This is a genomic window from Micromonospora sp. NPDC050686, from assembly GCF_040654475.1.
GTDB lineage: Bacteria > Actinomycetota > Actinomycetes > Mycobacteriales > Micromonosporaceae > Micromonospora.
The window spans coordinates 1-22,607 of sequence record NZ_JBFAID010000023.1 but is presented as its reverse complement, the minus strand read 5'-3'; the positions used below and the strand labels follow the sequence as shown (position 1 = coordinate 22,607).

Annotated in this window: 22 protein-coding genes; 12 read left to right on the top strand and 10 right to left on the bottom strand. The window is 71.7% G+C overall.

Annotation, left to right across the window (positions count from 1 at the left end; translation table 11 throughout):
* Positions 1-36 precede the first annotated feature (36 nt).
* Genes AB0H57_RS17090 through AB0H57_RS17080 form a run of 3 tightly spaced genes read right to left on the bottom strand, consistent with a single transcriptional unit; the run spans position 37 to position 3,388 of the window.
* A complete protein-coding gene (locus tag AB0H57_RS17090; protein WP_357507368.1) occupies positions 37-1,269 on the bottom strand; it encodes an MFS transporter in 1,233 nt (410 codons plus the stop codon).
* Positions 1,266-2,336: a GNAT family N-acetyltransferase gene (locus AB0H57_RS17085; protein WP_357507367.1), complete on the bottom strand. Its 1,071-nt coding sequence runs from the start codon at positions 2,334-2,336 to the stop codon at positions 1,266-1,268. The genes AB0H57_RS17090 and AB0H57_RS17085 overlap by 4 nt, the downstream gene beginning before the upstream one ends.
* Positions 2,337-2,350: 14 nt before the next feature.
* On the bottom strand, positions 2,351-3,388 hold the full coding sequence (locus tag AB0H57_RS17080) for an NAD(P)-dependent alcohol dehydrogenase (protein WP_357507365.1): 1,038 nt from the start codon (positions 3,386-3,388) through the stop codon (positions 2,351-2,353).
* Positions 3,389-3,624: 236 nt separating this feature from the next.
* Between AB0H57_RS17080 and AB0H57_RS17075 the strand changes: the two genes are divergently transcribed.
* The 5 genes from AB0H57_RS17075 to AB0H57_RS17055 are packed head-to-tail and all read left to right on the top strand — an operon-like array spanning position 3,625 to position 8,344.
* Positions 3,625-4,944 carry an ATP-grasp domain-containing protein gene (locus AB0H57_RS17075; protein WP_357507363.1) on the top strand — a complete coding sequence of 440 codons (1,320 nt, stop codon included), beginning with the start codon at positions 3,625-3,627 and terminating at the stop codon, positions 4,942-4,944.
* Between the two features lie 56 nt (positions 4,945-5,000).
* On the top strand, positions 5,001-6,644 hold the full coding sequence (locus AB0H57_RS17070) for an NAD(P)/FAD-dependent oxidoreductase (protein ID WP_357507361.1): 1,644 nt from the start codon (positions 5,001-5,003) through the stop codon (positions 6,642-6,644).
* Positions 6,634-6,975 carry a hypothetical protein gene (locus tag AB0H57_RS17065; RefSeq protein WP_357507359.1) on the top strand — a complete coding sequence of 114 codons (342 nt, stop codon included), beginning with the start codon at positions 6,634-6,636 and terminating at the stop codon, positions 6,973-6,975. Before AB0H57_RS17070 ends, AB0H57_RS17065 begins: the two co-directional genes overlap by 11 nt.
* Positions 6,975-7,592, top strand: a complete 618-nt coding sequence (locus AB0H57_RS17060; protein WP_357507357.1) for a hypothetical protein — start codon at positions 6,975-6,977, stop codon at positions 7,590-7,592. The genes AB0H57_RS17065 and AB0H57_RS17060 overlap by 1 nt, the downstream gene beginning before the upstream one ends.
* Positions 7,589-8,344 carry an SDR family oxidoreductase gene (locus AB0H57_RS17055; RefSeq protein ID WP_357507355.1) on the top strand — a complete coding sequence of 252 codons (756 nt, stop codon included), beginning with the start codon at positions 7,589-7,591 and terminating at the stop codon, positions 8,342-8,344. The genes AB0H57_RS17060 and AB0H57_RS17055 overlap by 4 nt, the downstream gene beginning before the upstream one ends.
* 69 nt (positions 8,345-8,413) lie before the next feature.
* Here AB0H57_RS17055 and AB0H57_RS17050 read toward each other — a convergent pair whose 3' ends face one another.
* Both AB0H57_RS17050 and AB0H57_RS17045 read right to left on the bottom strand, forming a co-directional pair.
* Positions 8,414-8,632 (bottom strand): MbtH family NRPS accessory protein, encoded by a 219-nt coding sequence (locus tag AB0H57_RS17050; RefSeq protein WP_357507353.1) that lies wholly within the window; start codon positions 8,630-8,632, stop codon positions 8,414-8,416.
* On the bottom strand, positions 8,622-11,645 hold the full coding sequence (locus AB0H57_RS17045; protein WP_357507351.1) for an amino acid adenylation domain-containing protein: 3,024 nt from the start codon (positions 11,643-11,645) through the stop codon (positions 8,622-8,624). Before AB0H57_RS17045 ends, AB0H57_RS17050 begins: the two co-directional genes overlap by 11 nt.
* A gap of 273 nt (positions 11,646-11,918) precedes the next feature.
* Here AB0H57_RS17045 and AB0H57_RS17040 point away from each other — a divergent pair, with 273 nt between their 5' ends.
* From AB0H57_RS17040 to AB0H57_RS17030, 3 genes are all read left to right on the top strand, one after another.
* On the top strand, positions 11,919-12,737 hold the full coding sequence (locus tag AB0H57_RS17040; protein WP_357507349.1) for an SDR family oxidoreductase: 819 nt from the start codon (positions 11,919-11,921) through the stop codon (positions 12,735-12,737).
* Positions 12,730-13,854: an aminotransferase class V-fold PLP-dependent enzyme gene (locus AB0H57_RS17035; protein ID WP_357507347.1), complete on the top strand. Its 1,125-nt coding sequence runs from the start codon at positions 12,730-12,732 to the stop codon at positions 13,852-13,854. The genes AB0H57_RS17040 and AB0H57_RS17035 overlap by 8 nt, the downstream gene beginning before the upstream one ends.
* 116 nt (positions 13,855-13,970) lie before the next feature.
* A complete protein-coding gene (locus AB0H57_RS17030) occupies positions 13,971-14,297 on the top strand; it encodes a hypothetical protein (protein WP_357507345.1) in 327 nt (108 codons plus the stop codon).
* A 124-nt stretch (positions 14,298-14,421) separates the two neighbouring features.
* Here the strand turns inward: AB0H57_RS17030 and AB0H57_RS17025 are convergent, their stop codons facing one another.
* From AB0H57_RS17025 to AB0H57_RS17010, 4 genes are all read right to left on the bottom strand, one after another.
* Positions 14,422-15,354: an NAD(P)/FAD-dependent oxidoreductase gene (locus AB0H57_RS17025; protein WP_357507343.1), complete on the bottom strand. Its 933-nt coding sequence runs from the start codon at positions 15,352-15,354 to the stop codon at positions 14,422-14,424.
* Between the two features lie 98 nt (positions 15,355-15,452).
* Positions 15,453-16,805, bottom strand: coding sequence for a lipopolysaccharide biosynthesis protein RfbH (gene rfbH / locus AB0H57_RS17020; RefSeq protein WP_357507341.1), 1,353 nt, complete (start codon positions 16,803-16,805; stop codon positions 15,453-15,455).
* 29 nt (positions 16,806-16,834) lie between these two features.
* Positions 16,835-17,815 carry a Gfo/Idh/MocA family oxidoreductase gene (locus AB0H57_RS17015; protein ID WP_357507339.1) on the bottom strand — a complete coding sequence of 327 codons (981 nt, stop codon included), beginning with the start codon at positions 17,813-17,815 and terminating at the stop codon, positions 16,835-16,837.
* A 13-nt stretch (positions 17,816-17,828) separates the two neighbouring features.
* Positions 17,829-19,256: an NDP-hexose 2,3-dehydratase family protein gene (locus tag AB0H57_RS17010; RefSeq protein WP_357507337.1), complete on the bottom strand. Its 1,428-nt coding sequence runs from the start codon at positions 19,254-19,256 to the stop codon at positions 17,829-17,831.
* Between the two features lie 233 nt (positions 19,257-19,489).
* On the opposite strand from AB0H57_RS17010, the gene AB0H57_RS17005 reads away from it, so the two are divergent.
* The 3 genes from AB0H57_RS17005 to AB0H57_RS16995 all read left to right on the top strand — a co-directional run bounded on the left by AB0H57_RS17005 (position 19,490) and on the right by AB0H57_RS16995 (position 20,758).
* On the top strand, positions 19,490-19,621 hold the full coding sequence (locus AB0H57_RS17005) for a hypothetical protein (RefSeq protein ID WP_357507335.1): 132 nt from the start codon (positions 19,490-19,492) through the stop codon (positions 19,619-19,621).
* Positions 19,622-19,710: 89 nt separating this feature from the next.
* Positions 19,711-20,286 (top strand): flavoprotein, encoded by a 576-nt coding sequence (locus AB0H57_RS17000; protein ID WP_357507333.1) that lies wholly within the window; start codon positions 19,711-19,713, stop codon positions 20,284-20,286.
* Positions 20,287-20,362: 76 nt separating this feature from the next.
* Positions 20,363-20,758 (top strand): cupin domain-containing protein, encoded by a 396-nt coding sequence (locus AB0H57_RS16995; protein WP_357507331.1) that lies wholly within the window; start codon positions 20,363-20,365, stop codon positions 20,756-20,758.
* 77 nt (positions 20,759-20,835) lie between these two features.
* Here the strand turns inward: AB0H57_RS16995 and AB0H57_RS16990 are convergent, their stop codons facing one another.
* Positions 20,836-21,858 carry an NAD-dependent epimerase/dehydratase family protein gene (locus AB0H57_RS16990; protein ID WP_357507330.1) on the bottom strand — a complete coding sequence of 341 codons (1,023 nt, stop codon included), beginning with the start codon at positions 21,856-21,858 and terminating at the stop codon, positions 20,836-20,838.
* On the opposite strand from AB0H57_RS16990, the gene AB0H57_RS16985 reads away from it, so the two are divergent.
* Entirely contained in the window at positions 21,851-22,426 is a 576-nt protein-coding gene (locus tag AB0H57_RS16985) for an SCP2 sterol-binding domain-containing protein (RefSeq protein WP_357507485.1), read from the top strand. The genes AB0H57_RS16990 and AB0H57_RS16985 overlap by 8 nt on opposite strands.
* Positions 22,427-22,607: the final 181 nt, after the last annotated feature.

Sequence of the window (22,607 nt, the reverse complement as noted above, 5' to 3'; positions counted from 1 at the left end):
TGTTGATAAGGGCCCCCGCCTTTCAGGGCCGGTCGGTCAGGAGACCTGGCTCTCGATCCGCCGGTCCGGCTCGCCGGCCGGGACCGGGCCCGGCCGCAGGCCGCGGACCGCCACGGCCAGCACGGCGGCGGCCAGCAGCGCGCCTACGCCGAGCAGCGAGAAGGCTCTGGTGCCGAACACCTCGAAGAGCCACACCGCGATCACCGAGCCCAGCACCAGGCCGGTGTCACCGAACATCCCGAAGATCCCCCAGGCCCGGCCGGTGCCGCCACCGTACTGCTGGATCCCCCGGCGGGCGATGAGATAGATGTACGCCTGGGCCACCATGAAGACGGCGATCCCGATCAGGCCCCACGCGAGGACGGCCACCGCGTTCAGCGCGATACAGGACACGCCGAGCGCGGCGAGCCCGAGGCCGGCCATCCGCGGCAGCCGCCACCAGTCGGAGAGGCGGGCCAGCAGCTGATTCGCGGCGGCGAACACCAGCATGCCGATGCCGAGCACCCAGGCGGCGCGGCCGGTCGGGTCCTCGTAGGCCCGTCCCAGGTAGAGCGGAACCAGCGGTTCCGCGGCCGCCCAGAGCAGGTTCGCGAACAGGTCGACGATCGCGAAGAAGGCGATGGCGCGCAGCAGCGGTCCGAACCGTTCGGATCCGGCCGCCGGCACGTCCTCGGCGGGTGGCGCGCTCCTGGCCCGGTCGGGTAGCACGGCCCACGCCACCAGGGCGTTCACCAGCGTCAGGCCCGCGGTGGCGGCCAGCACCGCCGGATAGTCGGCGAACGGATAGACCAGCCCGACGACCAAGGGGCCGCCGGCGAAGCTCAGCACCGCGACACTGCCCAGGTGGGCGTACCCGCTGGTGGGGTCGCGGCCGTGCTCGGCCGAGATCACCGTCAACGATCGGTACAGGACCGGGGTGAGGACCCCGTCGGCGGCCCCCCAGATCAGCCGGCCCAGGATCGCCGGCTCGGCGGTGTCCGCGAAGATGATGAAGGACATGCCGATCGCGGCCGCGACGAGACCCACCAGCGCCGTCGCCCGCAGCCCCCAGGAATCGGCGAGATAGCCGCCCACCGGCTGGCCGAGGATCTTCGTCACCGCGAAGCCGGTGAGGAAGATCGCCAGCTCCGTCGCGCTCAACCCGAGGCGCTCGGAGAGCCGGGGCAGGTACGGCAACAGCGCCGTGTATCCGATGTTGGTGCCCACGATGGTGGTGAGCAGGACGGCCAGGTTCCCCGAATAGCCCAACCGCCGGCCCAGGGCCATCATTCGCGGCCCGTGTTCAGCGCGAGGTACTCGTGCATTCCCTTGTTCATCCGCTCGAGCGCGTCGGTGACCTCCGGCCGCGAACCGACCGGGTAGACCAACGTCCACACGTCGGCGCCGTCGAAACCGTGCCGTTCCTTGTAGGCGTAGTTGCACCGTCCGGCGTTGATGACCTCGGCGTCGTTGGCCACCGCGTAGCGCAACGACTCGTACATGAGGAAGGCGTAGGTGTTCAGCTCGCTCATTCTCTCGTTGTCGAGCCCGGCGAACACCAGACTGAGCCGCCCCCGATAGAGGAAACAGTAGAACGCCCCGACCATACGTCCCTCGTGCTCGGCGACGAGCAGGACGGCGCCCGGCACGCCGGTCACGCTGCGGAACATCTCTGGCCCGTAGATGTTGTCCGTGTGCTTCTCCGACGAGCCGATCGCCAGCCGGGTGAACTCGTCCAGATGCGGCACCATCTCGGCGCCGGTCAGCACCCGCAGCCGCACGCCGCTCTCCAGGGCCCGGCGCCACTGGCGGCCGAGCTCGCGACGGGGCTTGGAGGTCATCCGGCCGAGAAACGCCGACTCGGAGCCGCCCACCGGCGCCTCGTAGGCCCGATCCAGCAGCACCGGGCACCCGCCTGGCCGGGCCGCGGACCACGCGTCGACCTCGGCGCCGTCGAGGTTGGCGAAGACCAGCGCCTCGGCGCCCCACCGCTGCGCCTGCTCCAGGCCGAGGTCGACGGCACGTTCCCGGTACCCGGCCGAGCTGCCGCCCGCGCCACCGTGCACGCCGTAGACGGTGGACGAGAAGACCACCGGGCCGGACCAGACCGGCTCGACCCCGGCCGTCTCCTCGTACCCCCGCCACACCGGCGAGTGGTCCACCAGGTAGTACGGCACCAGCTCCGGCACCGGCCCGCCCTCCAGCGCCAGGTGACGGAACGCGCGGACCCGCTCGGCGCGGACGCCCTCCCAGGCCCGGGTCCAGGCCACCGTCGTACAGAAGAAACGCCCGTCGAACGGACCGGCCGGAACCGCGTCGGCCGAGTCCACCCAACGGGACCGTACGGTGTCAGTCACGGGTCACCCTCCTGTCAGATCGTCGAGGTGTCGATGACGAACCGATAGCGCACGTCACCAGCCAGTACCCGGCCGTACGCCTCGTTTATCCGATCGGCGGAGATCAGTTCGATCTCGGCACCGATCCCGTGCTCCGCGCAGAAGTCGAGGGTTTCCTGGGTCTCCGCTATGCCACCGAACATGGACCCGGCCAGTCGCTTGCGGCCGTCGATCAGGGCGAACAGATTGAGCGGCACGGGCGCCTCCGGCGCGCCGACGTTCACCAGGGTGCCGTCGTTGCGCACCAGGGCGAGGTACGCGCCGAGATCGATCGGCTCCGACACCGTGGACAGCATGAGGTCGAAGGCGCCGGTCAGCCGTGCGAAGGTCGCCGGGTCGCTGGTCGGGTGGAAATGGTCGGCACCGAGCTTGACCGCGTCCTCCCGCTTGCCCGGCGACCGGGACAGCACGCTCACCTCGGCGCCCAGCGCGTGCGCTATCTTCACGGCCAGGTGGCCGAGCCCGCCCAGGCCGACGACGGCGACCTTGCTGCCCGGCCCGGCCTGCCAGTACCGCAGCGGCGAGTAGGTGGTGAGGCCCGCGCACAGCAGCGGGGCGGCCTCCGCGAGCGACAGCGTCTCCGGAATGCGCAGGACGTAGTGCTCGTCGACGACGATGCGCCGGGAGTACCCGCCGTAGGTGGGCTCGCCGTTGCGGTCCCGCGCGTTGTACGTGAAGACCATGCCGGCGCAGAACTGCTCCTGGCCACGCTGGCAGTACGCGCAGGTACGGCAGGATTCGACGAGGCAGCCGACGCCCACCCGGTCACCGACCGCGAAGCCGGTGACCCCGGCGCCGACCTCGGCCACCACGCCGGCGATCTCGTGCCCCGGCACCATGGGGAAGATCGCCTCACCCCAGCCGGCGCGCGCCTGGTGGATGTCGGAGTGGCAGATGCCGGTGTAGGCGATGTCGATGGACAGGTCGTGGTCGCCGACCGGGCGGCGGTCGATCATGGTGCGCCGCAACGGCTCCTTGGCGGCGGGCACGGTGTATGCGGCAACGGTGCTCATCGAAGGCTTCTCCTCGTGGGCGCGCGAACGGTTGCCCGCTGGGTGGACACACGCGACGGCGATCTGCCGCACCGCGTTCAACGACCCAGCCTGGGGCCGGTACCACCCCCGTGTCTTCTTCCATCGGGCGGTCTTTCGGCCGGCGGGCGCCCATCCTGCCGGGCCGTCGCCGACGGCGGGCGCTCCCGCAACGTGGGAGTGGGCGGTCCGATCACGGTGCGTCGATCATTTCTGATATGAGGGAGCACCCGGCAGATCTCGGACCTGACCCACTGGCGGACGAGCGGCGGCGCGACACCGACGAGTACGTCGCCTTCGGCACGGCCGACCCTCGCCCCCTGCTGCTTCTGGTCAACAGCATGTGTGCGGACTACCGCGAGTGGGCGCTGCGTGGCCTGCACCGAAAGTTCCGGCTGTGGCTATTGGACGCGCAGGAGGCCACCTGGGACCGGCCGTACCTCGTCGGGCAGACCACCGTCGACGCGCTGAACCTGGACGAGGCCATCGCGGCGGCCAAGGAGCTTTCCAGCCGGCAGCCGATCGCGGGCGTGCTGTGCTACGACGAGATGCGGATCTGGGCCGCGGCGCGGATCGCGGCGGCACTGGGGCTGCCCACCAGCACACCCGACGCCGTCCTCGCCTGCCGGGACAAGCGGCTGACCCGGCAGCGGATGGCCGGCGCCGGTGCGGGCGCGGTCCGCTCCATCGCGGTGGCCGACGCCGCGGGCGCGCGCCGGGCCGCCGAGCGGATCGGCTACCCCGTGGTGCTGAAGCCGCGGGCGCTCGCCGGCAGCGAGGGAGTCACCCGGATCGACCGGCCCGACCTGCTGGACGCCGAGTTCGCCTTCGCCGACGGCGCGCACGTGACCGACGCGCCGCGGTTCGCCGAAGGGGTGCTCGTCGAGGAGTATCTCGACGGCCCCGAGATCACCGTCGACTCGGTGGTGCGGCGCGGCGAGGTCCGGCCCGCCTTCATCTCGCACAAGGAGCAGCGCCTCGCCCCGACGTTCGAGGAGACGGGCCACGTCGTCACCGCCGACGACCCGCTGCTGGAGGACGAGCGGCTGCGCGAGGTGGTGCAGTCGGCCCACACCGCGCTGGGCTTCTCACACGGCGTCACCCACACCGAGGTGCGGTTGACCGACAAGGGCCCCCGCATCATCGAGGTGAACGGGCGACTGGGTGGTGACATGATCACCTACGTCGGGCTGCTGGCCACCGGGATCGACCTGGCCGCGGCCGCCGGCCGGCTGGCCGCAGGCGGGGTGCCGGACCTCACCCCGCGCCGCCGCTGCACCGCCGCCGTACGGTTCTACTACCCGCCGCACGACATGGTGCTGGAGGAGTTGCGGCTGGATTCCGCCGGCCTGCCGGCCGGTATCTGGGAATGCACGATCCTCGCCGGACCGGGTCAGCGGCTGCTGCTGCCGCCGCGGTCGTTCGTGGACGGCCGGCTGGCCGCCGGCTTCGCGGTCGGCGCCGACGACGCGGCCTGTCAGCACGCCCTGGACGAACTCGGCACGCTGCTGCGGGTACGCGGCCGGCCGATCGATTGACGACTTCATTTCCTTTCGAATACCGGCGCCATCCAGGAAGGGCGGCAGTTTCAAAGATGCGACCAGATACGCACCGCCATGACCATGGCATGGTGAATTCACCCAAGCTGCAGACAACTCCGTACGACGCCGTCATTGTCGGCGGGGGTCACAACGGACTCGTGTGCGCGGCATATCTCGCGCGGACCGGCCGCCGGGTCGCCGTCGTCGAGCGACGTGATGTCGTGGGCGGCGCCTGCGTCACCGAGGAATTGATTCCCGGTTACCGATTCTCCACGGCGAGCCTGGTGACGGCGCTGTTCCCGCAGCAGATCATCGACGATCTGGGCCTGGCTCGGCACGGCCTGGAGGTCATCGCGCGGGACCCTTCGGTGACGGCACTCTTTCCCGGCGGGCGCAGCTTGACGCTGGGCGCCGACGAGGTCGCGAACGCCACCGAGATCAGCCGGTTCTCGGCGCGCGACGCGAAGGCGTACGCCGAGTACGGCCGGACGATGCGCCGGCTCGCGAAGGTGGTCGAGCCGTATCTGGTCGGCCCGTCCCGGACACCGCTGTTCGACGACATGTCGGCGCTGAAGGCTGTGCTGCGGACCGCCACGGACCTGCCCGACCCGGATCTGCGACTGCTCGTGACGGCCCTGTTCGGCAGCGCGCGGGAGTTGCTCGACGACTGGTTCGAGTCGGACGAGGTCAAGGTGCCGCTCTGCACCGAGGGCACGTCCGGCGTCGACGGCGGGCCGTCCACCCCCGGCACCGCGTATCTCATGCTCTACCACCAGCTCACCACCGGTGAGTGGGGACGGCCGGCGTGGGGCCACGTCAAGGGCGGCATGGGCGGGATCACCCAGGCGCTGGCCGCCGCCTGCCGGGAGTACGGGGTCGACATCGTCACTGGGCGGTCGGTGGAACGGATCCGCACCGGGCCGGACGGTGCCGAGGCGGTAGAGCTGAGCGACGGTGCTCGGCTCACCGCACGGGCGATCGTCTCGGCGGCCGACCCGAAAACGACGTTCCTCCGCCTCCTGGACGCCGATGCCGTGCCCGTCGCCTACCGCAGCGTGGTCGCCGGAGCCGACTACCCCGGGGTCGTCGCCAAGATGCACCTGGCCCTCGACCGTCTCCCCGAGGTCCGCGGCCTCGACGCCGCCGGCCCGCACCTGCGCGGGACCCTGATGCTCATCCCCAGCCTCGACCACCTGGACCGGATCCACGCCGAGGCGGCACAGGGCCTGCTGCCGAGCCAACCCCATGTGGAGTGCACGGTCCCCAGCGTCCTGGACCCCGGCCTCGCCCCGCCCGGCCGGCACGTCATGAGCGTCTACCTGCAGTACATCCCGTACGCGCTCGCCGACACGACCTGGGACGAGGCGAGGGAGGCCTTCGCCGATCGGGTGCTGGAGTACATGGAGTCGTACCTGCCGGGCCTGACGGCGTCCGTCGTCGACCGCAGGATGCACACCCCGGCCGACCTCGAACGCGACTTCGGGCTGCCGGGCGGAAACCTCTACCACGGCGCGATGTCGCCCCGCGACCTGTTCGCGGGCCGCCCCGTCGCCGGGTACCCCGACCATCGCACGCCCGTCCCACACCTGTACCTCTGCGGCTCCGGGACCCGTCCGGGCGGGGGCGTCTTCGGGGTGCCCGGCCGCAACGCGAGCGACGTGGTGCTGCGCGACTTGGAGGACGGCAATGTCCGCTGACCGGCCAACGGCAGAAGCCCAGCTCTCGGACTACGGGCTCATCACCCCCATCGCCCTGCCGATCGACGGCCGGATGCCCGACGCGGCGACGGGCGCCGCCGGCAAGGCGGAGTACGACGACTACTTCCGCCTGATCCGCGAGCGTCCGGACCTGACCGCGTGGTCACAGTCCTGCCTGGACGTGCAGCGCCAGATCCTCGCCGACCTCGACCTGACCGAACTGTCGGCCGAGGACCGTTGCGACATCCTGGCGGGCTGTCTCGTGGTCCTGCACGCGACACTCGAGCGGTGGGTCACCACCGGCGGGCACCGGCGCCGGGAGGTGGCCTAGTGAGCGGCGGTCAGCTGAGCGGCCGGCCCCGGCTCGGCCGGCCGGGTGCCGGCCGGGTGCCGGCCGGCGCCGGCCAGGCGGTGCTCCGCTGGAAGGTCGGCCATCAGCTGTTCCACCTGCACCTGGCCGCGATGAACACGCTGCTGGTCGATGCGCGCAGGGCACTCGAATCCCGTCGCTGGCGCGAGCTCACCGAGAGCCTCGACCAGCTGCGCGTCCTGTACGACGCGGCGACCGCGACGATGCGCTACGCCTCCGACTTCAGCCCGGCGACCTACGAGACGCTCATCCGCCCGTCGATGGCCCCCCCGTACCTGAGCCCGGGATTCTCCGGGGTGCTCAACCTCGAACACGAGCAGATGTTGGACCGCTTCCGCGGGCTGCGCCGGCAGTTCAAGCAGCTGCAGCGGGCGGGCGAGCTGCCGGCGGCGGTGGGCGAGGCGGGCGCCCGGCTGTGGTCCGCGCAGTCCCGCAACCGCAAGAACCACGTGCTCGTCTGCGAGAAGTTCGTCCCGGAGGGCAGGTCGCTGCTCAAGGAGCACTTCCGGGCTCAGGAGGAGACGGCTGATTCCGCGCAGCCGGCTGCGCGACACGACCCGAGGGAAGGCGAGCAATGATCGGGACCAGCGGACGCGCCGTGCTTGTCACCGGCGCGTCACGAGGAATCGGGCGGGCGATCGCCAAGGCGTTCGCCGCCAACGGAGACCGGGTGGCGGTCAACTATCGCACCAACGACAAGCTCGCCGAGGCGCTGATCGACGAGCTTCCCGGCGAGGGTCACCTCGCCGTGCAGGCCGACATCGCGGACCCCGACGCGGTCCACCGCATGGTGGAGACCGTGGCGGACGCCTTCGGCCGCATCGACGTCCTGGTCAACAACGCCGGCGTCTTCATCGACCACCCCATCCTGTCGTCGTCCTACCAGGACTGGCAGTCGGCGTGGCGGGCGGAGCTCGACGTCAACCTCGTCGGAGCGGCCAACGTCACCTGGTGCGCCGTACGGCACATGGGCGCGGGCGGACGGGTGGTCAACATGTCGTCGCGGGGCGCCTACCGGGGCGAGCTGGACTGTTCGGGCGACGCGGCCAGCAAGGCCGGGCTCACCGCGTTCGGGCAGACGATCGCCCTCGAACTCGCGCCGCGGGGCATCGCGGTGGCCTCGGTCGCGCCCGGGTGGGTCGAGACGGAGATGACCACCGACTACGTCACCGGTCCCGGCGCCGAGGCGATCATGGCGCAGAGCCCGTTCGGGCGGGTGGCCCAGCCCGACGAGGTGGCCGGCGCCGTGCTCTACCTCGCCTCGCCCGGAGCCGAGTGGGCCAGCGGAGCCGTGCTGCACCTCAACGGCGCCTCCTACCTCCGCTGCTGAGACCGGAAGTTGGCAGCGGCCCCCTGTTGTCGCCTACGCGATAACAGGGGGCCCCGCCTGGCGAGCCGCCTATCGAGCGGCGCTCGCCCGGGACATGCGCTCGCGCAGGCTGCGTGGACGCATGTCGGTCCAGGTGCGCTCGATGTGGTCGAGGCAGGTCTGCTTGTCCCCGGTGACGGCCACGTCGTGCCAGCCACCGGGACAGTCCAGCTCCACCGGCCAGATCGAGTACTGCTCCTCGTCGTTGACGACGACCCGGTACCGCCGCCTTCCAGCCTCACCCGACATGTTCCCGCTCCCTCCACTCGACGACCTGTTCACGCGCGGCCAGCTGCGCCCGCTGCGTTGCGGGCTCCGGAAAGAAGCCGACGTCGACCAGGTACTGGAAACACCTGTGCGCGAGCTCCTCGGACATCGGCGCGGAGCCGATGCCGGTGCCCTCGACGGCCGCCAGGGTGCGCGCGCACTCGACCTGCCGGTCGGCGGCGGCCAGCACGTCGGGCTCGAACGACTCCGTACGCAGGCGCCGCTCCTCGTCGAGGAAGAGCGGCAGCAGCGGCAGCACCGGGCTGCTCGGGTCAAGCTCGGCCAGCCGCTTGATCACCGTCTCGAACGGGACCGGATCGAAGGTGTAGCCGAACGACCTGATCCAGGAGAAGATCGACGCCACCGGGACCGGGTCGGGGTCCCACAGGTGGTACGTCCCGCCGAGGCAGTGCTCCTGCGCCGAGATGTGGGCGATGGCCCGCGAGACGTAGTCCACCGTGCTCACCGGCAACCGGTACTCGATGTCGGGCACGATGCCGAAGTCGAGCAGCCCCTTGATCTCCACCAGGAGGTAGTCGTTGAGCTGGGTCGCGCCCGTCTCGGTGTGGCTGAAGATCAGGCCCGGCCGGTAGATGGAGCACGGCACTCCACGATCGCGGGCCTCGCGGGCGAACGCCTCGGCGACCCACTTGCTGCGGGCGTACCCCTCGGGCACCGTCCGGGCGATCATCTCGACGTCCTCCCGGTAGGGCCGCTCGATGCCCGTACCCACGAGGACGTCGATCGTGGAGACGTGGTGGACGGCCTTCAGCGTTCCCGTGGTGGCGAGGCGCAGCACCTCGGCGGTGCCGTCGACGTTGGTCCGCTTGATCGCGCTGTACGGGTACATGAAGTTGGCGACGGCCCCGCTGTGATAGATCACGTCGATGTCCCGGCCGAGGCGTTCGTAGGCAGCCTCGCTCAGCCCGAACCGGGGCTCGGCCAGGTCTCCGACGACCGGTCGGATCCGGCTCAGGTAGGCGTCGTCCCAGATCAGGTAGCCGCTCATGGCCGCCCGGATCCGCTCGATCGCCTCGTCCTCGGAGGCCGCCCGCACCAGGCACCACAGGGTGGCGTCGGTGCGCTGGGCGAGTTCCTTCACCAGGTACGCGCCGAGGTAGCCGGTCGCTCCGGTGACGAACACGTGCCGCGGGTCGAACCAGGTCGACGGGGCCAGGCCGTCGGGGCGGATGTCCCCGTCGAGCTCGCCGGCGGCGGCGAGCTGTTCCGGCGTCCAGGTCCCCGTCGCGTCCCGGTCGTCCAGCCGGCGCGCGGCCTCGATGAGCTGCGCCACGCCGAGCACGCTCGGCACCCGGAACAGCTGGTGGGTCGGCACGGACACCTGGAAGCGACTCATGACGCCGAGCAGCAGCCGGGACAGGTGCAGGGAGGTGGCACCGAGGTCGAAGAAGTTGTCGGTCCGGCCGACCGGCAGGCCGAGCACCTCGGCCGCCAGCTCCGCCACCTCGGCCTCCAGCGGGGTGGTCGGCTCGGTGCCCGCGGCGCCCGCCGGCGCGGTCGGGTCGGGCAGCCGGCCCCGGTCGACCTTGCCCGCGACGTTGCGGGGCAGCGCGTCGAGGAGCATCAGCCGGCTGGGCACCATGTGCGCGGGCAGCCGATCCCGCAGGTGCTGCAGGATCTCGCCGGTGCCGGCCCCGGTGCTCCGCGCCCAGGCCACCAGGGTCGCCGTTCCACCGGCGTCGCGTACGTCCGCGACCGCCTCCACCACGTCCGGGTGGGCGGTCAGCGCCGACTCCACCTCGCCGAGTTCGATCCGGAAGCCGCGTACCTTCACCTGGTGGTCGAACCGGCCGCGGAACTCAAGCTCGCCCGCGGGCAGCCGGCGGACCCGGTCCCCGGTGCGGTACATCCGCTCGCCGCGGGTGGAGAACGGGTCGGGCAGGAACCGTTCCGCGGTGAGGCCGGGCCGGCCGTGGTAGCCGCGCGCCACCGTCTCGCCGCCGATGAAGAGCTCGCCCTCGGTTCCCTCCGCCAGCGACCGGAGCTCCTCGTCGAGGACGTAGGTCCGTACGCCGGGGATCGCGGCGCCGATGGAAACCGCGCCGTTAGCCGGCGTGACGGTCGCCGAGGTCGCCCACACCGTGGTCTCGGTCGGGCCGTAGTTGTTGACGAGCAGGCAGTCGGGGAGCAGCCGGTGGTGGCGTTCCACGAGGTCGGCCGGGCACGCCTCGCCGCCGACGATCGCGCACCGCAGCGTCGACAGCGGTTCGGGCGCGTCGGCGAGCATCAGGGAGTACAGGGTCGGCGTGCAGTCCAGATGGGTGATCTGATGCTTCGCGGCCAGGGTGCGCAGCGCCAGCGGGTCGCGCAGGTCGTCGGTGGAGGGGATGACGACCCGGCCGCCGGTGGTCAGCGTCCAGTAGAGCCCGACCGCGCAGGCGTCGAAGGCAAACGAGATCAACAGCAGGAAGCAACTCGGCTCCGGGCGGCCGAACTCCTGGTGGGCGAGCGTGGACCGGACGATCTGCCGGTGCGGCACCACGACGCCCTTCGGCTGCCCCGTCGACCCGGACGTGTAGATGAGGTAGGCGGCGTTGTCCGGCCCGGCCCGGTCCGGCACCGGGCCGGCCGGTTCGCCGGCTGCCGGCCCGGCGTCGAAGGTGACGGTCGTCCAGGGACCGGTCGGCGCGGTCGCGGCGAGCCGCTGCGGCGCCACCAGGACGGTGGCGCCGGAGTCTCGCATGAGGTAACTGACGCGCTCCGGCGGGTTCGCCGGATCGACGGGCACGTACGCCGCCCCGGCCTTGAGCACGGCGAGCAGCGCGACGACCGTGTCGCTGCTCCGCGCCGCCAGGACCGCCACCGCCGTCTCGGGGCCGGCGCCGGAGCGGATGAGCCGGTGGGCGAGGCGGTTGGCCTGGTCGTCCAGCCGGCCGTAGGACAGTTCGGCGTCGTCGCCGGTCACCGCCACGGCGTCGGGCCGGTCCGCCGCCTGCTGCTCGATCAGCCGATGGAGGAGTGCGGTTTCATTCATGGGTGGTCTCAGCGCCTTCCGCAACTCATTGGGGTTGACGGAGCTTCCGTTCGAAAACCGATGTGGTTCGTCGCCTGGTACGGTCCCATCCGCGCGATCGGGGGGCTACTCAGATCGTGCTTCGTGCCGGGTGACCTTTCGACCGGCGCCATTTTCCGACCGGTTTCTCCCCGGCGGCAATCTCGGAGATGCGAGGGCGCCGGAGCCGTCGCGACGATGTGGCAGAGACACCAGGCCAGAAAGATCGCCGACACCGACAGAGGTAGCGCAGCGATGACTCATGTGAACGGTTCCGGACGTGTCGCCCTCGTCACCGGCGGCGCCCGAGGCATCGGCCGGGCGATGTGCGAACGGCTCGCCCGCGACGGGTTCCGCGTCGCGGTCAACTATCGATCCGACGCGACCGCCGCCCGGTCCCTCGTGGAGCGGCTCCGGTCGGCCGGCGCGCAGGCGGTCGAGATCCAGGCGGACGTCTGCGACCCCGAACAGGCGGCCCACCTGATCGACGCGGCCACCGCACACTTCGGCACGGGCGTGTCGGTCCTCGTCAACAACGTCGGCGAGTTCAGCCTCAGCCCGGTTGCCGCCACCTCCGTACAGCGCTGGGACGAGGTCATCAACAGCAACCTCAACTCGGCCTTCTACACCACTCGGGCCGCGCTGCCGGCCATGCGCGACCAGCGGTACGGACGGGTCGTGACGATCGGCCTCTCCGCGTCCCTGATCGTCCGGGGCGCGCCCAACATCGCGGCGTACTCCGTGGCCAAGACCGGCATCGCGGTGCTGACCAGGTCGCTCGCAGTCGAGGAGGCCCCGCACGGCATCACCGTGAACTGCGTCGCTCCCGGGCTGATCGACAACGGTCACCTGCTTCCCCCGCAGACGGAATGGATGGCCAAGCGGGTCCCCGCCGGCCGGCTCGGCACCGGGGACGACATCGCGGAGGCGGTGGCGTTCCTCGTCTCCGACCGCGCCGCCTACATCTCCGGAGCGACCCTCGCGGTCGCCGGCGCCTGGGACTGGGAGGACCGCCCCACCGACCACGACGAGGGCGTGTTCGAGGTGTACGAGGAGAAACCAGCGGATGCCTGACCTGGTCGAAGCCCACGGCAACCGGGGCGGCACGGCGGTCGCCGGCCACGTGGAGCACCTCATGATCCCCGGACCGTGCCGGCTCGACCCGGACGACGCGGAACTCCTCGGCGGGCCGATCCAACCGCACTACGGCCCGTCTTGGTCCGCCTACCTGCGGCAGGTCCTGGACGACCTGGCCGCGCTGCTCGGTGCCGCGCACACCTACGTCCTGCCCGGCTCGGGCTCGGCGGGCCTGGACGCCGCGCTGTTCAACCTCTTCGAACCCGGTCAGCGCGTGCTGGTGGTGGATTCCGGATATTTCGGGGACCGGCTCCGGGCGATGGCGGGCGCGCACGGCCTGGATGTGCGGGTGGCGCCCTGCGTCGCGGGTCGTCCCGCCGATCCGCAACGCGTCGCCGAGCTGCTGCCCGGCTGCGACGGCCTGCTGGTCACCCACGTGGAGACGGCCACCGGGGTACGCCATCCGGTGGCGCAGCTCGCCGCGGCCGCGCGAGCGGCCGGGGCGGTGACCCTGGTGGATGCGATCGCGTCCGCCGGCGGCGAGTACGTCGACATGGCGCGGATGGGCATCGACGCGCTCGTCACCGCGTCCCAGAAGGGGCTCGGCGGGGCGGCGGGGCTCGCCGTGGTGGCGCTCAGCGACAGCGGCCGGCAACGGGTCCAGAGCCGCTCCCGGCGGCCGCCCACCTGGTACCTCGACCTCGCCACCTGGGATCATGCGGCCGCGGAGAGCCCGGACTGGGAACCCACCCCGGTGACCATGCCGACCAGCCTGATCCAGGTGCTGGGCAGCAGCGTACGGCGCATCCGGGCGACCGGGATCCAGGACTGGACCGACCGTCGTGGCCGGCTCGCCGCCACCTGCCGCGACGGCGTGCGACAGCTCGGCCTGCGCGTGCCGGCGCCCGAGGAGCACGCGGCGAACCTGGTGGTCGTGGTGGCCGACCCGCGCGCCGACGCCATCCGCGCGCGGCTGGCCGACGCCGGGATCATGGTGGCCGGCGGCCTGAGCCCGTTCGCGGACGGGGCGTTCCGGATCGGGCTGGTCGGACGGGCCGCCACCGCCGGAATGGTCCGGACGCTGTTGCGGGAAATCGCCCGAGCCCTGCGGTGACCAGCGCACCGACGAAGTGGCCGGGCCATCGCCTCGGGCGCGAAAATGTGTCACGAGAACAATCGCATCGGGCGCGGCATGACAACGGAAGTCTCGAAGGAATGGAGCGCGGTAGAATGGTCACCGTCATTGAGACGTGGTTCCTCAAGGAGGAATTCACGGACAAGGTCATCCCGATCATGCAGGAGCTCGACGACATCGTCGGCCCCAACGCCCACGCCGATCCGGGCTGGTCCGGGCACGCGGGGTTCTACCAGTACGACGCCGAGCCCACTCGGGTGATCATGATGTACCCGTGGCGCAGCCGTGAGATGCACCGGCAGGTGTGCGCCGTCGAGGACCCGATGCTGGCGGACTTCACCAGTAAGTACTGCGAGCGGCCGCGCCAGGTGCAGTACCTGACCGAGCTCCCGGTCGAGGTCGACCACGATCACGATCACTGATCACCGGCGGCCGACGAAGGCCGGGCAGCGGAGTACCTCACCCGCTGCCCGGCCTTCTCAGTCTGAGCTGAGGCGTCCGTCCCCGGCCCTGGCCCCACGGCGCCGCGGAGCCAGGGCGGGGGTGTCAGGCCGGCGGAACGGGGGTGTCGGCGGCGACCAGGTCCTTGTCCGCCGCGATCGCGGCGATCGTGCCGCCCGCCGTGGCCACGATGACGAACGGGGTGGGGCCCGGCATGGTCGGGCGGTGCGCCATGTCACCGGCGGCGTACACGCCGGCGACACTGGTCTGGTGGAAGTCGGTCACCTCCACACAGCCGTCCGGCAGCAGCCGGCAGCCGAGCTGGGCGGGGATCGGCGAGCGCTGACCGAACTGCCCGATGGCGAAGAGCGCCCGCCGGGGGAGGGGCTCACCCGACTCGAAGACGATCCGCTCCAGCTCGTCGCCGCCCGACTCCAGCCGGACGAGCTTCTCGGCGCGGACCGGCACGCCGTACGTCGCCAGCCGGGCGCGGGTCGCCTCGTCGAGGTCGTCGCCGCGGCCGTTGACGCACAGCACCACGTCGTCGCTGAACCTGCGCAGGTGCAGCGAGAGGTCCACCATGACGGGATCGGCGCCCAGCACGGCGATCGGCGTGTTCCGGACCTCGTAGCCGTGGCAGTACGGGCAGTGGTAGACCCCGCGCCCCCACAACTCCTCGATCCCCTCGATCGGCGGCAGGTCGTCGGCCAGCCCGGTGGCGAGCACCAGCCGACGCGCCTGGACGGTGTCACCGCCCGCCAGCGCCAGCTCGAACCCGCCCGCCTCGAGCTGCCGGGCCTCGTCGACCGCCACGTTCCGGGTCTCCACCGTGGAGTATCGGGCGAGTTCCTCGCGGGCGATCGCGCGCAACTCCGCCGGCGGCGTTCCGTCCCGGGTGAGGAAGTTGTGCATCTCGGCGGCGGGTGCGTTGCGGTACTCGCCGGAGTCGATCAGGAGCGTTGTCCGGAGTGCCCGGCCGAGGGTGAGTGCAGCGGACAGACCGGCCGGTCCACCTCCGATGACGATCACGTCGAACACGGGAACCTCCTTGAGGGTTTGGCCCTGGCGTTCGGGCAGGTTGTCTGGTCGCCACGGCCCTCATGTCAGGATCACGGTCGGGTCGGGGAGTTACCTCTTCAAAGTTGCGGAGCGGGAACCGGGGCGGAGGGTCGCGGGGGCGCCGCCGCGCGGCGCCGGGCGGCGAACTCCCTAATGGACTGTGCCACGTAATCGATCATTTCCGCCGTGATGCCCGGGTAAACACCGACCCAGAACGTACGGTCGGTGATGATGTCGCTGTTGGTGAGCTGGCCGGCGACGCGGTGCTCGCGGTCCCGGTAGGCCGGGTGCCGGGTGAGGTTCCCGCCGAAGAGCCGACGGGTGCCGATCCGCCGTGACTCGAGGAAGTCCACGAGTTCCCGGCGGGTGTAGGGCGCGTCGGACCGGACGGTGATGGCGAAGCCGAACCAGCTCGGGTCGCTGCCCGCGGTGGGCTCCGGGAGCAGCAACCCCGGCACGTCCGCCAGGCCCGCGCGCAGCCGCTGCCAGTTGCGCCGCCGCGCCGCCCCGAACTCCGGCAGCTTGCGCAGCTGGGAGAGCCCGAGCGACGCCTGCAGGTCGGTGGACTTCAGGTTGTATCCGACGTGGGAGAAGATGTACTTGTGGTCGTAGCCCTCGGGCAGGTCGCCGAGCTGGTACGCGAACCGCTTCAAGCACGTGTTGTCCTCGCCCGGCTCACACCAGCAGTCCCGCCCCCAGTCCCGCATCGACTCGACGATGCGGGCCAGCGCCAGGTTCGCGGTCAGCACGCAGCCGCCCTCGCCCATGGTGATGTGGTGCGCGGGATAGAAACTGACCGTGGAGACGTCGCCGAACGTCCCGGTGAGCCGGCCCTTGTGCAGCGACCCGACGGCGTCACAGTTGTCCTCGACGACGAAGAGGCCGCGGTCCTCGGCGAGCTGGGCCACCTCCTCGGCGGGGTACGGGTTGCCCAGGGCGTGCGCGATCATGATCGCCCGGGTACGCGGCCCGATCGCGGCCTCGATCCGCTCGGCGGTCGTGTTGTACGTACCGAGCTCCACGTCGACGAAGACCGGGGTGAGCCCGTTCTGGATGATCGGGTTCACCGTCGTGGGAAATCCGGCCGCGACCGTGACCACCTCGTCGCCGGGGCGCAGCCGGAGGTCGTCGAGCTGCGGCGAGGTGAGCGCCGAGAGCGCGAGCAGGTTCGCCGACGAGCCGGAGTTGGTGAGGTGAGCCTTCCGCAGCCCCAGCGTGCGGGCGAACGCGCTCTCGAACTTGCGCGCGGCGACACCCGCGGCGATCCGCAGCTCGATGGCCGACTCGGCGAGCGCCACCCGGTCGTCCTCGTCCAGCACCGCGCCGGACGACAGGATCGGCGTCACGCCGGGGACGAACTCGTCGGTGGCGTTCTCCCGGTGCAGCCGGCGCACCTCCGCCATGATCTGCGCCTTGCGCGTGCTGTTCACGTCGACCTCCTGGAGTCGTCTCTCGGGCATCAGGTGGTGAACCGTTGCGCGCTCGACCGCACCTGGTCCACCAGCCGGGCCTGCCGCAGGATGGCCTCGCCCTGCGGGCCGAAGTCCGCCTTCCGCAGGATCGACCGGGCGAAGACCTCGAGGGTGTTGCGGAACTGGTGGTCCGCCGGGAGCGTCAGCTCCTCCGCCCGGTCCTGGCTGTCGATCCGGACCACCGGCTGCCACGTCGGGGGCGGGGTGAACGCCCGGTCCAGCGTCAGGCGCCCGCGGTCGCCCCACAACGAATAGCCGGACCGGTAGGCGTGCGCGAAGCCGAAGGACAGCTCGGCGGTGACACCCGAGGGCGTGCACAGCAGGGCGTGGCCGCCCACGTCGACACCCCGGGCCGGGTCCAGCCGGCGCGCCGCGCCGACGACCTGGAGCTCTGCCCCCAGCAGGAGTTGGGCGGCGCGGATCGGGTACACACCCACGTCCAGCAGCGCGCCCCCGCCCAGGTCCGGGCGGTACCGCACGTCCGACGGGGCGAGCGGGGGAATGCCGAACCGCGCGGTGAAGACCCGGGGCGTGCCGACCCGGCCGTCCGCGACGAGCCGGCGGACCGTCTCGTGCTGGGAGTGGTGGAGGAACGTGAAGTTCTCCATCAGCCAGAGCCCGGCCTTCGCCGCCTGGTCCACCAGGTCCTGGGCGGTGTCGGGGTCGACGGTCAGGGGCTTCTCCGACAGCACGTGTTTGCCGGCCGCGAGCGCGCGGCCCACCCACTCGGCGTGCAGGCCGGTGGGCAGCGGGACGTACACCGCGTCGACGTCCGGCCGCTCCAGCAGGCTGTCGTACCCGCCGCCGGCGGCGCACCCGAACCGCCGCGCGACGTCCCGCGCCTTGGCGGGATCCCGGCTCGCGACGGCCGTGAGCTCGATGCCCTCGGCCTCGACCAGCGCCGGGAGGGTCCGGCGCAGCGCGATGCTCGCGCAACCCAGCACCCCGACGCGAACCACGGACCGCATCGCAGTCGTCCTCTCACCAGAGACTGTGCAGGCAGGCGACGAGGCTGCGCGCCTGGACGTTCACGTAGTGGCCGTGCCGGAGCAGCTCGCTCAGCTGGCCGACGGTGAGCCAGCGGTAGCCGTCCGGGGCCCGCAGCGGGAAGTCCTCCTCGACCTCGATCACCAGGTACCGGTTCTGCGCGTCCAGGAACCGGCCGCCCTCCTCGGAGAGGAGGGCGTCGAACCGGACCCGCGCCGGGTCCGCGCCGAGCACGTGGTCGAGGTAGCGCGGCCGCCGGTCGGCGGGCAGGCCGGCGTAGTTCTCCGGCGTGCACTGCACGGTGGGCCCCAGCTCAACCTTGTCGATGAAGCCGGGCTCGACCCGGGCGTGCACGAGCACGTGCACGACCCCCTCGATCCGCTTGGCGAGGAACGCGATGACCCCTCGCGCGCTCGGTACGAGCAGCGGCTGCCGCCAGGACGGCACCTCGCGGTTGCTCGCCTCGACGTGCACGGCGACCACCCGGAAGTGCCGGCCCTCGTCGTGCGCGATCTCGCGGGCCGACCGGCGCCAGCCGGTGACCTCACGCGCCGGGATGAGCCGGGTGCAGACCTCGCGCCGGGTCTTCTCCTCGGTGAGCCAGCTGAGGATCTCAGCGAGGTCGTGCCGGGCGCCGGCGGAGTTGTCGAGCGACCGGGCCAACGCCTCCCGGAACCCCCGGGGGGCGTGCCGCGAGCCGCTGTCCCGGTCCGGGGGAGCGAACGGCATGCAGGACAGCACCGTACGGGCGTCCATGTTGACGAGGTTGTCGACGTGCAGCAGGTCCAGCACCTGGCGCAGGGAGAGCCAGCAGAAGTCGTCGTGCGGCGGGACGTCGCCGGTCACCTCGACGACCATGTTCCGGTTCTGCTTGCGATAGAACCACGAGCCCTGCTCGGATTGCAGGACGTCGACGAGCACCCGTCCCCGGCCGGCGCCGACGAAGTGCTCCAGGTAGCGGATGCCGCCGCCGCGGTGGACCCGGGTGGAGTTGCTGCGGGTCGCCTGGACCGTCGGGGACAGCTGCAGCGTGTTGACGTTGCCCGGCTCCATCTTGGCCTGCATCAGGCAGTACGGCACACCGTCGAAGTACTTGACGAGGATGCCGCAGAGCCCGATCTCCGGCTGGTTGATGATCGGTTGAGACCACTGCGGCACCGGCCCGTAGTCGCTGCGGACGGCCAGCCCCTCGACCGTGAAGAACTTCCCGCTGACGTGGCCGAGGTTCCCGGTCTCCGGGTCGAACCGCCAGTGCTCGAGATCGTCGAAGCGGATCGGCGTGACGTGGAAGCGGTTCGATCGCACCCGGCCGGACCACCACGGCCCGAACCGTCCGACCGAACGGTCCTCGGCGGCCGTCACTGACTCGGTGAAGATGCGGCCGGCGCCGGCCTGCTCGCGGAGCGCCGTGCTGTGAGACATCTCGAGAGACCTTTCTCGGCGGCTCCGGAAACGGTCGTCCCGCCAGCCCGAGGCGCCACCATCCGCATCGCACCCGTGAGGCACCAGAATGAATCCGTCGCCGCCGGAATGCCACTCCGGAGTTGCGCTGTGAGCGCCGCAATTCCGAAGTGGCGGGACGGCCGAAGTGGTTTCATTCTGGAACCACCTTGGCCGGGGAAATTCCAAACAACAGCGAACATTGGAGGATCGTCATGGAGAACATGACTGCGGTGCTGGCCGCGACCGACGAGCAGCTGCTGACCGCCGCCGAGGTGGCCTCGGTCGACTTCAGCGACGCCATCGTCGCCCCGTCGATCGTGCTCGGGGAGCCCTGCGACGTCTGAGACGTCGTCTCAGCAGTAGCGTGATGATGATGGTGCCGCGGTTCCCGCGGCACCATCGTCGTCTCGTTCGAGGCCGGAAGGACGAACCGATGACGACCCGCCCGCTCCTGGGCTCCGTGCTGATCGGAGTCTGTGGCTCCAGCGCAGCCGTCTCGACCGGGCGCCTGGTCGAGGAGGCCCTGCGGTACGCCGACGACGTCACCGTGGTCGCCACCCGCACGGCGGCCGCCCGCTTCCTCCCCGAGTTGCCGGTGGCCCTGTACACCGACGAGGACTGGATCGACGACCCGCTGCACGTGACTCTGCTGGAGAAGGCCGACACCTTCGTGGTGGCGCCGGCCACCGCGACGACCCTGGCGAAGGCCGCCGTCGGCATCGCCGACACGCTGGTGACGGCCCTCATCTCCGTCCACGGCCCCGGCATCTACTTCCAGCCCTGCATGAACGCGCGCATGTGGGCCAACCCGGCCGTCCGGCGGGCCGTCGCGACGCTGCGCGGAGACGGGCATCACGTGCTGGAGCCCGGCCCGATGACCTCACGGTCCAGCCCGGTCCTGGGATCCGGGGTGGGGGAGATCCCCGGCGCCGTGATGGACCTGGTCGCCGAGCACGTCTCGACGGCCGGCGGAGGACCGGCCCGCCTCGGTGCGCAGCCTGGAAGATGAGCCCGAGGCGGCACGCGCCTAACGTTTCCCGTATCTGATCCGGTGCGGCCAGACCGTGACGAAGGAGCTGATGGACATGCCGAAGGTTTCCCGGGACAGCGCCACGAAGACCGAGGAGGTCGGCCCCGTCCGGGATCGATTCGAGATCATCGACGGCTACTCGGTGAACTTCACGGTGTTCGAGGAGGACATCGACGCGACCCCGCTGCTGAAGGGCCTGCCGGGGGACCGCTGCCAGTGCCCGCACTGGGGATACGTCTTCAAGGGCACCATGACCGTTCGGGTCGGCGACTCCGACGAGGTCTACCACGCCGGTGAGGCGTTCTACACCCCGCCCGGGCACACCCCGCTGAAGCACCAGGCCGGCACCGAGGTCATCATGTTCAGCCCCGAGGCGGAACTGAGCCGGACCGGGGCGGCGGTGCGCCGCAACGCCGCGGAGCAGTCCCTGCACGTCCGCACGTCCGAGTAGGACAGCCGTACCGCCATGGCCCGCCGCGACATCGTCTCCGGCGGGCCACGGCCGTGCCGGCCCCCGCCGTGGCGCGGCTACCCCGCGCCGGCCCGGCCCGCCTGTGCGGCACTGACGTGGCCGGCCTCGTGCAGCCACCGGACGGTGTCGGTCAACGTCTCGACGAGTGGCCGGGCGGCCGCTCCCAGCAGCTCGTCGGTCGCGGTGGTGGCCAGCGGCCGGGCCACCCGGCAGGCGTAGATCGCCCCGTACTCGACCGGCACGTGCACTGGCAGGACCCGCTGGGCCAGCCCGGCGAGCCGGCCGACCGGCAGCAGCGCGGCCGCGGGCAGGTGCACTGCCGGCAGCCGGCGCCCGGTGACGCGGCGCAGCCCGGCCAGCAGCTCCCGGGTCGTCACGAACCGGCCCTGCCCGGCGACCCGGGCCGGGCCCGGCGCGCCGTCGAGCAGACGGGCGTGCAGGGCGGCGAGATCGCGGACGTCCCCGATCGGGAAGCCGCCGTCCGGCCAGATCGGCATCAGCCCGCGCAGCACGTCGCGGATCCGGGCGGTCTGGTCGCCCAGGTTGGGGTCCAGCGGGCCCAGCAGCGCGGGCGGATGCACGATGGTGACCGGGGCCCCCTCGTCCTGGTGCCGGCGGGCCACCCGCTCGGCCGCCGCCTTGGCGGACAGGTAGGCCTCGCGCGGCCGGGCCACCGGCGAGTCGGCGGTCACCGGACCGGGCGCCGGGACCAGCGCCCCGAACGTCGAGACGTGCACGACGCGAGGTACGCCGGCCGCGCGGGACGCGTCCAGCACCACCTCCGTGCCGCGGCGGGTGACCGCCCGGATCTCGGCGCGGCGCCGCGGATCGAAGCTGTAGACCGAGGCGGCGTGCAGGACCGCCGAGCAGTCCCGGACCGCGGCCGCGACCGTCGCCGGGTCGGTGACGTCCCCGGTCGTCACCCGCAGCTCGGCCAGGTCGACGCCGTGCGGTCGCAGCGCCCGGGCCGCGCGCCGCCGGTCGCGCACGAGCAGGTGTACGGCGCGGCCCCGGCGGTGCAGTAGGGCCACGGTGTGCGAGCCCACGAACCCGGTGCCGCCGGTGATCAGAATGGTCACTGGTGCCTCCCTCGCGCCCGTCGGGCGGCGGGCATTCTCGGAGTTGGCCGGCCCATCCAAGGCCGAAATGATGGGTTTCCGGACTGTCGGTCCGGCTCATTCATTCGTTCTTTACGGGAGCGGCGAAATGGTTATCAAGGTCATGCCGTCCGACGATCGCGCCGCATTCGCGCGATGGGTGCAGAAGGCCTCGGACGACGAGCTGAAAGAACTCCTGGCGCAGTCCCGTACCGACGTTCTCACCGCGCTGGTCGACGGAATGCCCGACGTGTTCCGGTCCGACCGCGCGGGCACCCTGGACGTCGTCGTGCACTGGCGCGTCACCGGACGCCCCGACGGCGACGCGGACGTGTTCGAACTGCGCATCGCCGGGGGCCGGTGCGTCGTGGCGCCGCCCGAGACGCCGGCGCCCCAGCTGGTCCTGTCGCTCGACGCGGTCAACTTCGTCAAGATGACCACCGGCAACGCCAACGCCCGGATGCTGTTCCTGCGGGGCCGGCTGCGGGCCCGCGGCGACCTCGGCCTGGTCAACCGGTTCCCCGCACTCTTCGACGTGCCCAAGCCGTGAGGCGCCGGTGGCCCGCCACGGGCGGGCCACCGGACGCCAAGGCCCTGTCCTGCCGATCATTGCCGGGCTGCGGCGGCCCCAGACGGCGACCGGCGGCGTTGGAGGTTCGTCCGGATACAACACCGGTATCCGGGCGCACCACCCCCGGGGCGGGCCCCCCCCGGGGCAACCCCCCCCCCCC

What these genes read in the sequence shown, in the direction of transcription:
- AB0H57_RS17090 (WP_357507368.1), bottom strand. Translation starts at nt 1,269, where the DNA reads ATGATGGCCCTGGGCCGGCGGTTGGGCTATTCGGGGAACCTGGCCGTC.
- AB0H57_RS17080 (WP_357507365.1), bottom strand. Translation starts at nt 3,388, where the DNA reads ATGAGCACCGTTGCCGCATACACCGTGCCCGCCGCCAAGGAGCCGTTG.
- AB0H57_RS17075 (WP_357507363.1), top strand. Translation starts at nt 3,625, where the DNA reads ATGAGGGAGCACCCGGCAGATCTCGGACCTGACCCACTGGCGGACGAG.
- AB0H57_RS17070 (WP_357507361.1), top strand. Translation starts at nt 5,001, where the DNA reads ATGCGACCAGATACGCACCGCCATGACCATGGCATGGTGAATTCACCC.
- AB0H57_RS17065 (WP_357507359.1), top strand. Translation starts at nt 6,634, where the DNA reads ATGTCCGCTGACCGGCCAACGGCAGAAGCCCAGCTCTCGGACTACGGG.
- AB0H57_RS17055 (WP_357507355.1), top strand. Translation starts at nt 7,589, where the DNA reads ATGATCGGGACCAGCGGACGCGCCGTGCTTGTCACCGGCGCGTCACGA.
- AB0H57_RS17050 (WP_357507353.1), bottom strand. Translation starts at nt 8,632, where the DNA reads ATGTCGGGTGAGGCTGGAAGGCGGCGGTACCGGGTCGTCGTCAACGAC.
- AB0H57_RS17045 (WP_357507351.1), bottom strand. Translation starts at nt 11,645, where the DNA reads ATGAATGAAACCGCACTCCTCCATCGGCTGATCGAGCAGCAGGCGGCG.
- AB0H57_RS17040 (WP_357507349.1), top strand. Translation starts at nt 11,919, where the DNA reads ATGACTCATGTGAACGGTTCCGGACGTGTCGCCCTCGTCACCGGCGGC.
- AB0H57_RS17035 (WP_357507347.1), top strand. Translation starts at nt 12,730, where the DNA reads ATGCCTGACCTGGTCGAAGCCCACGGCAACCGGGGCGGCACGGCGGTC.
- AB0H57_RS17030 (WP_357507345.1), top strand. Translation starts at nt 13,971, where the DNA reads ATGGTCACCGTCATTGAGACGTGGTTCCTCAAGGAGGAATTCACGGAC.
- AB0H57_RS17015 (WP_357507339.1), bottom strand. Translation starts at nt 17,815, where the DNA reads ATGCGGTCCGTGGTTCGCGTCGGGGTGCTGGGTTGCGCGAGCATCGCG.
- AB0H57_RS17010 (WP_357507337.1), bottom strand. Translation starts at nt 19,256, where the DNA reads ATGTCTCACAGCACGGCGCTCCGCGAGCAGGCCGGCGCCGGCCGCATC.
- AB0H57_RS17005 (WP_357507335.1), top strand. Translation starts at nt 19,490, where the DNA reads ATGGAGAACATGACTGCGGTGCTGGCCGCGACCGACGAGCAGCTGCTG.
- AB0H57_RS17000 (WP_357507333.1), top strand. Translation starts at nt 19,711, where the DNA reads ATGACGACCCGCCCGCTCCTGGGCTCCGTGCTGATCGGAGTCTGTGGC.
- AB0H57_RS16995 (WP_357507331.1), top strand. Translation starts at nt 20,363, where the DNA reads ATGCCGAAGGTTTCCCGGGACAGCGCCACGAAGACCGAGGAGGTCGGC.
- AB0H57_RS16985 (WP_357507485.1), top strand. Translation starts at nt 21,851, where the DNA reads ATGGTCACTGGTGCCTCCCTCGCGCCCGTCGGGCGGCGGGCATTCTCG.